Origin of the sequence: Streptomyces sp. NPDC059455, assembly GCF_042750115.1 — a bacterium.
Taxonomy (GTDB): Bacteria; Actinomycetota; Actinomycetes; order Streptomycetales; family Streptomycetaceae; genus Streptomyces; species Streptomyces endocoffeicus.
Genome location: NZ_JBHYVB010000158.1, coordinates 1 through 10,818, shown reverse-complemented (window position 1 = coordinate 10,818; position 10,818 = coordinate 1). Strand labels below are relative to the sequence as shown.

General features: G+C 72.4%; 3 protein-coding genes and 1 pseudogene. 1 reads left to right on the top strand and 3 read right to left on the bottom strand.

Annotated elements, in window-relative coordinates; genetic code table 11:
* Nucleotides 1-115: 115 nt before the first annotated feature.
* Nucleotides 116-7,552, top strand: a complete 7,437-nt coding sequence (locus ACFXB5_RS38955) for a type I polyketide synthase (RefSeq protein ID WP_385217491.1) — start codon at nucleotides 116-118, stop codon at nucleotides 7,550-7,552.
* Nucleotides 7,553-7,783: 231 nt separating this feature from the next.
* On the opposite strand, the gene ACFXB5_RS38950 is transcribed toward ACFXB5_RS38955, so the two are convergent.
* The 3 genes and pseudogenes from ACFXB5_RS38950 to ACFXB5_RS38940 all read right to left on the bottom strand — a co-directional run.
* Nucleotides 7,784-8,599: a transposase domain-containing protein gene (locus ACFXB5_RS38950; RefSeq protein WP_385217520.1), complete on the bottom strand. Its 816-nt coding sequence runs from the start codon at nucleotides 8,597-8,599 to the stop codon at nucleotides 7,784-7,786.
* 227 nt (nucleotides 8,600-8,826) lie between these two features.
* The gene (locus tag ACFXB5_RS38945) at nucleotides 8,827-9,597 is read right to left on the bottom strand and encodes a transposase (RefSeq protein WP_385217488.1); all 771 of its coding nucleotides are present in this window, start codon (nucleotides 9,595-9,597) and stop codon (nucleotides 8,827-8,829) included.
* Between the two features lie 1,018 nt (nucleotides 9,598-10,615).
* Nucleotides 10,616-10,818: pseudogene (locus ACFXB5_RS38940) on the bottom strand (IS5/IS1182 family transposase); the annotation flags it as partial.

The following is a 10,818-nucleotide window of genomic DNA, read 5'->3' as shown; positions in this document are numbered from 1 at the left end:
GGCGGCCGCGCTACCCCACTAACTCGAGGATTAATTTGAGGGGCGGCGGGCCTCGGGGCTGGCCCACGCGCGGGGGGTCCGGTTCGTCCGGGCGGCCTGGAGGGCCGGCGACGAGGTGCTGGCCGAGGTCGCGCTCCCCGAGGGGCTCGCCGACGAGGCCGACGCCTTCCGCCTCCATCCCGCCCTGCTGGACGCGGCGCTGCACCTGGTCTCGCCGGCCGTGCTCGACGGCCCGGACGGCGGGCGGCTGCCAGCGATCTGGTCCGGGGTGTCCCTGCACGCCGTGGGCGCGTCGGTGCTGCGGGTGTGGATGAGCAGGACGGGCGACGACACGGTCACACTGACCGCGGCCGACACCGCGGGCGATCCGGTGGCGACGGTGCGCACGCTGACGCTGCGTGCGCCAGACGTCCACTCCGCGGTGACCACGGCGGCGCGGTCGCTGCTGCGCCTGGATTGGCTGCCCGCCCCGGCGCCGGACACCGGAGGGCACGACCCGGTGGCGGCCGGGGAGGCGGCGCTGATCCCGGTCACCGCGCCGGCCGGCGTGCCGGTGCCGGAGGCGGTCCGGACCGTCACCGCGTCCGTGCTCGACACACTGCGACGCCACCTGGACGCGGCCGACACGGCCGAGGCCGGTGACGGCGGGCCCGCCCGGGTGGTGTTCGTGACCCGCGGAGCGGTGGCCACGGCACCCGGCGCGGCCCCCGACGTGGTGGCGGCCGCGGTGTGGGGGCTGGTGCGATCGGCCCGGCAGGAGAGCCCCGGCCGGTTCGTCCTGCTCGATCTGGACCCCGCGGACGACGACGATCCGGTGCCGGCCGCCGCGGCTGCGCTCCGCGCGGCGCCGGACCGTGATGAGCCCGAACTGGCGCTGCGCGACGGCGAGTTGCTGATCCCCCGGCTGGCCTCCGCCGACGCACCGGACCTGGCGGCGCGGGACCTGGCGGCGCCGGACCCGGTGTGGGGCGGCGACGGCACCGTGCTGATCACCGGCGGCCTCGGCGGTCTCGGCGCGCTGATCGCCCAGCACCTGGTCACCGCGCACGGGGTGCGCCACCTGGTGCTGGCCGGCCGCCGGGGGGCCGACACCGAGGGCGCCGGGGAACTGCTGGCCGAGCTGAGCGGGCGGGGCGCACGGGTGACCGCCGTCGCCTGCGATGTCTCCGACCGCGCGGCCGTGACCGCCCTGCTGACGGCGATCCCGGACGAGCACCCGCTGACCGGTGTGGTGCACGCCGCCGGCGTGCTCGACGACGGACTGGTCGCGGCGCTGACTCCGGACCGGCTGGACACGGTGTTCCGCCCGAAGCTGGACGGCGCGTGGCATCTGCATGAGCTGACCCGTGACCTGGATCTGAGCGCGTTCGTGGTGTTCTCGTCGGTGTTCGGCGTCCTCGGCAACGCGGGGCAGGCCGGTTACACCGCGGCGAACGCGTTCCTGGACGCGCTGGCGCGGCGGCGGACCGCCGAAGGGCTCGCGGGCCTGTCCATCGGCTGGGGGCCGTGGCCGCAGGACAGCGGGATGTCCGCCGTGCTGAGCGACGCCCAGCTGCGGCGGATCACCGAGGCCGGGCTGCCGACGCTCTCCGTCGATCAGGGGTTGGCCTGGTTCGACGCCGCGGGCGCGGTGGACGAGGCCGTCGTCGTCGCTGCACGCGTCGACCGGGCCGCCCTGCGCGCGCGGCACACCGTGCCAGCCGTCCTGCGCGGCTTTGCCCCCGCCGGAACCGCCCGCCGGGCCGTGGCCACCGAGCGCGGCTCCGGCCTGCCGACCGGGCTGACGACCGACCAGTCCCGTGCCGCTCTGTCCCAGTTGGTGCGTGAGCAGGTGGCTTCGGTGCTCGGGCACGCGGATCCCCTGGCGGTCGCGAACGGGCGGACGTTCAAGGACATGGGCTTCGACTCTCTGACCGCCGGCCAGTTGCGGAACGCGTTGAGGAAACGGACCGGCCTGAGCCTGCCGTCGACCCTGGTCTACGATCACCCCACGCCCGACGCCCTGGCCGGCCATCTGTGGACCGAACTGTACGGCGGCGCCGACGAGCGAGCGGAGAGCGCCGAGCCGGCCCCGACCGCGGCGGCGGGCCCGACGGCCGGGGCGCCCGCACCGGAGCCGATCGCGATCATCGGAATGAGCTGCCGGTTCCCCGGCTGGGTGCGCTCGCCCGAGCAGCTATGGCAGCTGCTGGCCGAGGGCGTGGACGCCACATCCCCGCTGCCCGCCGACCGCGGCTGGGATCCGGGTGTGTACCACCCCGACCCGGACCGCACGGGCACGACCTACTCGGCGGCGGGCGGCTTCCTCGACGGCGCGGCCGAGTTCGACGCGGCGTTCTTCGGCATCTCCCCGCGCGAGGCTGCCGCGATGGACCCGCAGCAGCGGATACTGCTGGAGCTCGCCTGGGAGGCGTTCGAACGCGCCGGGATCGACCCCACGTCCCTGCGGTCCAGCATGACGGGCACCTTCGTCTCGGCGACCGCCCAGAGTTACGGCGCGGACGTGTCCGCGGACTCCGACGGATATCAGCTCACCGGCACCATCCCGAGCGTGCTGTCGGGCCGCCTCGCCTACCTGTTCGACCTGGGCGGACCGGCCGTGACGGTGGACACGGCCTGCTCGTCGTCCCTGGTCGCGCTGCACATGGCGTGCCAGTCGCTGCGCTCGGGGGAGAGCACCCTCGCCCTCGCCGGCGGCGCCACCGTGCTGACCGGCCCCGACACCCTCGTCTCGCTGAGCAGGCACCGGGTCATGGCGCCCGACGGGCGGTGCAAGGCGTTCGCCGAGTCGGCGGACGGCATGGGCATCGCCGAAGGCGCCGGTCTGCTGGTGCTGGAGCGGCTGTCGGACGCGGTCCGGCACGGCCACCGGGTGCTGGCCGTCGTCCGCGGATCGGCGGTGAACTCCGACGGCGCCTCCAACGGGCTGACCGCGCCGAGCGGTCCGGCCCAGCGGCGAGTCATCCGGCAGGCCCTGGCCAACAGCGGGCTGTCGGCATCCGATGTCGACGCGGTCGAGGCACACGGAACCGGCACCGCGCTGGGCGATCCGATCGAAGCCCATGCCCTGCTGGCCACCTACGGCCAGGACCGGGGTGGCAATCCGCCGCTGCTGGTCGGCTCGGTCAAGTCCAACATCGGACACACCCAGGTGGCGGCCGGTGTCGCGGGGGTCATCAAGATGGTGATGGCGATGCACCACGGCGAGCTGCCGAAGACGCTGCACGTCACCGAACCGTCCTCCCGCGTCGACTGGGACTCGGGTGAGCTCAGGCTGCTGACCGAGGCCGCGCCCTGGCCCGATCTCGACCGGCCGCGGCGGTGCGCGGTGTCGGCGTTCGGAATGAGCGGGACCAATGCCCACGCCATCCTGGAGCAGCCTCCGCGGCCCGCCGGGCGATCCCCGTTCGCGGATCCCGTGTGGGACGGGCCGGTGGCATGGCCGCTGTCCGGCAAGTCGGCCGCGGCGCTGCGCGCCCAGGCCGCGAAGCTGCTCGCACACCTGGACGACCACCCCGCACCGCACCTCGTGGACATCGGGTACTCACTGGCCACGACTCGTGCCGCGTTCGAGCACCGGGCGGTGCTGGTGGGCGACGACCGGGCGGCGCTGCGCGGTGGCCTGGCGGCCCTGGCCGAGGGCACCTCGTCGCCCGCCGTGGTGCGGGGCACGGCGTCCGAGCGCCGTGCGGTGGTCTTCGTGTTCCCCGGGCAGGACGCGGCATGGGCGGGGATGGCGGCCGAACTGCTCGATGTCTCCCCGGTCTTCGCCGACCGCGTCGCCGCGTGCGAGGCGGCCCTGGCCCCGTACCTCGACTGGTCGCCCACCGGTGTGCTGCGCGGCGAGTCCGGCGCTCCCCCGATGGACGGGCGGCCCGATGTGCTCCAGCCCGTGCTGTGGACGGTCATGGTCTCGCTCGCCGCCCTCTGGCGCTCGTTCGGCGTCGAACCGGCCGCCGTGATCGGCCACTCCCAGGGCGAGGTCGCCGCCGCCTGCGTCAGCGGCGGTCTGTCGCTGGACGACGGTGCCCGCGTGGTGGCGCTGCGCAGCCGGCTCATCTACGAGCGCCTGTCCGGGCGCGGCGCGATGATGTCGGTGATGGCATCGCCTGAGCGGGTACGGGAGTTGCTGGACGGGGCGTCCGGCACGGTGTCGATCGCGGCGATCAACGGACCGAAGACGGTGACGCTCTCCGGCGACCCGGCGGCGCTCGGCGAGGTCGAACGCCGCCTGTCCGCCGCCAGGATCATGCGCTGGCGGCTGGCCGGGGTGGACTTCGCCGCCCACTCGGCGCATATCGACGAGATCGAGACAGAACTGCTCGAACTGCTGGCGCCGGTGCGGCCCCGCCCGTCGGAAGTGCCGTTCTACTCCACGGTGACCGGCGGCCGGCTGGACACCGAGGAGCTGGATGCCCGGTACTGGTGCCGGAACCTGCGGCAGACCGTGTCCTTCGCCGAGACGATGGCGGCTCTCGTACGCGAGGGCTATGGGGCCATGATCGAGGTCGGCCCGCATCCGGTGCTCGCGGTCGGCACCAGCGAGATCATCGAGCACGCGGGCAGCTCGGCGGTCACCCTGGGCACCCTGCGCCGCGACGACGGCGGATGGGACCGTGTCCTTCGCGCGCTCGGGGAGGCCCATGCCCACGGCGTGCCCGTCGACTGGACAGTGGCGCTGTCCGGCGGTCGCACGGTGGATCTGCCCACCTACGCCTTCCAGCACGAGACGTACTGGACCGCCTCGCCCGCCGCCACGCCAGTACTGGCCGACTCCGCCGACGAGCCGCTGTGGGACGCCGTGGGCCAGGGGGACGCTGCCGCGGTCGCCACACTGCTCGGCCTCGACGCCGAGCCCCCCGAGTACAAGGAGGCACTCGACGCGGTGCTCCCGGCGCTGTCGGCATGGCGCAGGCGGCAGGACGAGCACACCCTGACCAGCGCGCGGCGCTACCGGACGGTGTGGACACCCCTGCGGGTCCCCGCCGCCCCCGCGCTGACCGGAACCTGGCTGGTACTCACCACCGATGGCATCGACGACGCCGATGTGGTGGCCGCGCTGACCGCACACGGCGCCCAGGTGCGCCGGCTGGTCCTCGACGGGACCTGCACCGATCCCGAGGTGCTCGCGGCCCGGCTCGGTGACCTCGATGGCACGGCCGGAGCACTGTCGCTGCTCGCGGCGGCCGAGGAGGCGGACCGCGGCGAGCCCGTACTGCCCGCCGGTCTGGTGCTGACCGTGTCGCTGATCCAGGCGCTGATGGGGGCCGGCGCCGAGCTGCCGCTGTGGGCGGTGACCCGTGGCGCGGTCTCGACCGGCCCGGCCGACCCGGTGCGCAACCCGCGGCAGGCGATGGTCCTCGGGCTCGGACACACCGTGGCCGTGGAGGCGCCATCGCTGCGCGGCGGGCTGGCCGACCTCCCTGAGCGGCTCGACCCCGAGGCGGCCGGGCGGTTCGCCGCGCTGCTCTCGGTGGGCCCGGAAGATGAACGGGCGGCGGTGCGATCCTCGGGCGTCCTCGTCCGGCGGCTGGAGCGGGCGGCGGCACCGGCCGACACGCCCGGCACCTGGACGCCCGGCGGCACCACCTTGGTGACGGGCGGCACCGGGACGCTGGGCGGCCGGGTCGCCCGCTGGCTGGCCCGGCAGGGAGCCGGGCACCTGGTGCTGATGAGCCGGAGCGGCCCTGCGGCACCGGGCGCGGCCGAACTGGCGGCGGAGCTGACCGCCCAGGGGACGAACGTCGAGGTGGTGCGGTGCGATGTGACCGACCGGACCGCCGTGGCCGCGGTGCTCGACCGGCTCTCGGCGGACGGCACTCCGGTGCGCGCGGTGGTGCACACGGCGGGTACCCGCGCCCTCGGGCCACTCGGCACATCGGACCTCGCCCACGTCGCCGACGCGGTGGGCGCGAAGGTGGCGGGCGCCGCGAACCTCGACGAACTACTCGGCGACACCCTGGACGCCTTCGTACTCTTCTCGTCGCTGGCCGGTGTCTGGGGCATCGGCGACCACGGAGCACTCGCGGCCGCCGACGCGTATCTGGAGGCGCTGGCGGCAGAGCGCGGTACCCGCGGCGCCCGTGCGACGGCGATCTCCTTCAGCCCCTGGGAGGAGGCGCGCCCCCTGATGACCCGGCAGGACGGCGAGCATCTCATCCGCAGCGGGATGGCCTTCCTCGACGGCGACGTGGCGCTGGCCGGGCTCGCCCAGGCGCTGCACGAGCAGCGGACCGCGCTGACGGTCGCCGACATCGACTGGGAGCGCTATCTTCCCGTCGTCACCGCGGCCGGCTCCCGCCCGTTCTTCGACGAGCTGCCGGAGGCACGGTCCCTCGCCGGGCCCACGGCCCTGAGCGGTGACGGCGGGTTCGCGGAGCGGCTGCGGAGCCTGTCGGCCGGGGAGCGGCGGAGGGACCTCCTCGACCTGGTGCGGAGCGAGACCGCCGCGGCACTCGGCCACTCGTCCGGCGAGGCGATCGGCGAGCACTCGGCGTTCCGCGACCACGGCATGGACTCGCTCGCGGCGATCGACCTGCGCAACCGGCTTGTCGCGGCGATGGGCAGGCCACTGCCCAGCACCGTCGTCCTCACCCACCCCACCCCGGCCGACCTGGCCGACCATCTCCTCGACCGACTCGCCGCGCCGCCGACGGAGGCCGGCGCCACCGACGTCGACCCGGCGGCCGACCTGGTCACCCGGCTCCACCGCGACGCCGTGCGGACGGGCCGGCCGAACGAGGCCCAAACCCTGCTCCTCGACCTCGCCGCCCTCCGGCCCAAGGGCAGCGGGCCTCTCCCGCCCGCCGTGGACCGGCTCACCACCGGCAGCTCGGGCACCCATGTGGTCTGCGTGGCCCCCATCGTGCCCCTGACCGGACCCCACACCTACTACACGCTCGCCCAGGCGCTCCCCGGCGACTGGTCTGTCTCCTGCCTGACACCTACCGGCTTCCGCACCGACGAGGAACTGCCCGCCACCCGGGAAACACTCGTCGAAGGGCTGGCCCGAGCCGTGGTCGCGAGCACCGGCGGCGACACCACCGAGCCGGTGATCCTCCTGGGCACCTCGTCCGGCGGCATCCTCGCCCACGAGACCGCCCGCCATCTCGCGGAGCGCGGCACCCCCGTACGGGCGGTCGTCCTCGTGGACACGTACATCCTGGAATCCCCCGCCGCCCGAGCACTCCAACCTCACCTGTGGCACGGGCTGTACGAACGCGAGCACCTCACCGACGGCTACACCGCCACCGATCTGTCCGCCTACGCCTGGATGGAACGGCTCCTGCACACCTGGACCCCCGTGCCGACCCCCTTCCCGACCCTGCTCCTGCGTGCCTCGGACCCCTTTCCGGTGCCGGACGGGACGGACCCGGTGCCGCCCGACTGGCAGACCGTCCTTCCGCACGTCGCCACCACCCTCACCACTTCGGGCGACCACTTCACCCTCATCAACCAGCACGCCTCCGCTACCGCCACCCACATCGCCGACTGGCTCACCGGGCAGCGGAGGGAAGTCAATCGTGGATTGCGAGATCAGCCATTCGGATAGTCTGGCGAAATGCTGACCGAAGTCACCGCGATCCGGTATGTCACTTGCGGGAGGTGGATCGCTGCCGGGCATCGTCGAGGCCGACGATCTGGGCACCTACGTCATGAAGTTGCCCATCCAGGGCGTGGACCTGCGGTGATACGGCTCAATCTGTGGCTGACCTGTGCAGATGAGTTTTCAGCGTCTTTCAGGGGGTGCCGCGTTATGCGGCCGATTCCTCCCAGGCTCTCCCTAGCGGGGCGGATACTCCCCAGAGTCTCCCCGGGGGATGCCCCCGCCAAGGGGGCTAGCGAGACGCAAGCTGGCAGTGTCGTGGGTACGCTGAGTGATTGCCTTGGCCGGGCGTGGGGCCGGGTCAGTCGAGGCAGAAGCCGTTCTCGGTGAGCCGAGGCCCAGGCCCGTGATGGCTGCTGTCCCGCCGTTGTGAAGTGGAGGGCCATCCGACGGGTCGAGGGGGCCCAGCAGGTTCTTCGTCTGCCGGTGGTACAGCGGCGAGGCGTTGCTGACCTGCACAGATAGTGCCTGCGGACGCTCCGCTGGACTGGCTGGCCCGGGAACGGCCCGGATCTTGGAGGCTTTGTCTCGGGCGGGTAGCCGAACTTCACGTCCTCGCCCTTGCGCTTTGTAGGCAGGGCGCCGATCGGTTCGCTGTCGGGCAGGTGCCGGCTGGTGCCGTCGATGGCACCCTCCGCAGGCCCCGCCAGAATGCGCCGGGATGCGGCCCGGCCACCGGCCCGGCCACTGGCCCGGCCAGTGTCTCGAACAACGCCTGGAACGGTGCGGCTCCCACCCGGTGACGGCTCGGCACAACGCCGAGGTAGACGGCCGCACCAGGGCCAGGGCACCCAAGCTCGCGACAATTTTGCCCCATATTGCCCGGTAGTCGTGCCGCTCGAACAGAATCAGCGCCAGGACGAAGTACATCACCACCCGCGAGGGCAGTAGCCTGCCCCGCTTCTTGACCGTCCCGGTCTCCTCCCGCACCGCATCGACCAGCGCAAAGTCCACCGCCTGCGTCAACTCCCCGAGATGTCCCGACGCGAACACGCCCGCGGCTACCGCGATCTCGCAGGTAATGACAGACCGCCCCTGCACAGATCTCCTTGATCAACTCTCTTGGTCGAATTTTGAACTACCAGGGCCGTTATCATCACGCTTTCTGTGGCAGTTAATGCCTTGCTGGCTTTTCGTTTTGACCGGCTCCGTGATTTCTCTAAATGGCGTCCCGTAAGCGGATGTTGGAGAAGGCCGCAGTGCTCCTGGGCGAGGTGGGGCTACCCGGCGAGGGCCAGGTTGTGCAGCCGGGCCACGCCGAGGATGGCTTGGTGGACGCCGTCGCCGCGTAAGCGGCAGTCGCGGAGGATCTTGTAGGTCTTCATACGGGAGAAGGCGTGCTCGACACGGGCCCTGGCCCGGCGGTGGACTGCATTGTCGGCTTGTTGTTCAGGCGTAAGTGGGCGGTCTTTACGCGGCCAGTGCGGGATGAGGGCGGGTGTACCGCGGTAGCCGCCGTCGCCGAGGACAGGCGCGTTCTTCACGGCGCGGTCCACGCCCGATTCCCGGTAGGCACGGGCGTCGTGGCGGTTACCGGGCAGTGGACGTCCGGCCGCAACGACCAGCCGTGTGTTGGCGTCGATGACGACCTGGTGGTTGGTGGAATAGCGGTAGTTCTTGCTCGAAGCGGCCACGCCCCTGTCGCGGGTCGGGACCAGGGTGCCGTCCACGATCAGGAGCGTGTCGGCCGGGTGCCGGTGCCGGACCGGGGCCAGAGCAAGAAGTGGAGCGATGTGGTCGATGACCCTGTCCGCCGCCGACTTCGAGATCCCGAACAGAGGTCCCAGCTGCCGCATCGTCAGGTTTGTCCGCCAGTACGCCGCCACCAGCAATATGCGGTCCTCCAGAGGCAGGGCCCACGGTCGGCCGCCGGTGGGCTTGCCCCCACCCCGACGCCGCACGAGCACCACGAGCTTGCGGAACTGCCGCTCGTTCAGTCCCGCGAACAGACCAACCCAGTCCGGCTCACGTGCCGTCACCACAACATCCACACCAAGATCATCACATGCCTGAGCAGGGCTTACGGGACATCGTTTACTACGGCCTCTCCGTCGACACCGCCGAGAAGAACGCTCTGTCCTCCGTCCTCAACGGCTGCTGAACCCGCTGACCCCAGCGGCACCCTGACCGCCCCGCACCTCAGGAAGACCGCCCCCAGCATCCGGGCAACCCGCGGCCTGTCCCGATGGCGCCCCTGATCCGCGATACCTGGGTAAGCCGCCCGCCCAGCGGCTTACCCAGGCACGGCCCAGCAGGAGAGCGGTCGCGGGGGCGGCAGATACCCCAGGCCGTAATGTGGCAGCTGTTCCAGTTGTGCCCGGAGCGGGGACGAGGACACGGGGGTGTCGGCTGCGGCAAGTTGCTCCGCGGTGATCCCATCGAAGATCTCGCGCTCGAGGATCGAGTTCATCCGGCGCGTCGCCTGGGTGGTCGGGCCTCGGCCAGTGCTGCGTAGTCCCGCAGCGGTGTTCCGTACAGGAGCTGGAAGCTGCTACTGGCCGTTCCGCTGGGGCCCCACGGCCAGGGGTCGCTGTGGGGAAGTAGTCGGCGTGGCCGGGGAGCTGCTGGGGGCGCGTTGTCTGAGGCCAGCGCCTTGCGGCAGTGCCCCCGGCGCCCGGCCCGGTGCGACCAGAGCCGCGACCAGGAGCGCGACGAGAGCCGCGACCGGAGGTGCGACCAGAGGCGCGACCCCGCGCTCCGGCTCACCGGAGCGCGGACCGGATGGCGCGGCCGACCATCATCAGCCGGTTGTGCCGTCCCTCCCACTGACCCCAGGTGGCCAGGTCGGCTCTCACGAGGTGGCCGGCGATCTGCGTCGAATAAGTGCCGGCAGTGCAGCGCCATCGCGAGCCACAGCACGAGTCCGGCGGGGCCACCTCAAGCCGTCACGATGGGTCCGCTCAACGGGGTCGCGGCCACGCCAGACATGCGACACGCAGCGGTACATGGCCAGATACAGCAAGGCCATCAAGCTGCCTCGGGTAGTACTGCGTGCTCTTACGGGTCCTTTCAAAAAGCTGGGATTTTGCGGGCGAGGGTCATGCAGTGCGCGAGCTGAAGGAAGGCTTCATGCATGTCGTCTCGGGCTTCCCGGCGGGTGCGTAAACGGCGAGGGCCGTGGAGCCAGGCGATGGCGGACTCGGCAACCCACCGCACCCGCCCCAGGCCCGAGCCGTGTGGCTGACCACGCCGGGCAATCTTCGGGACGATGC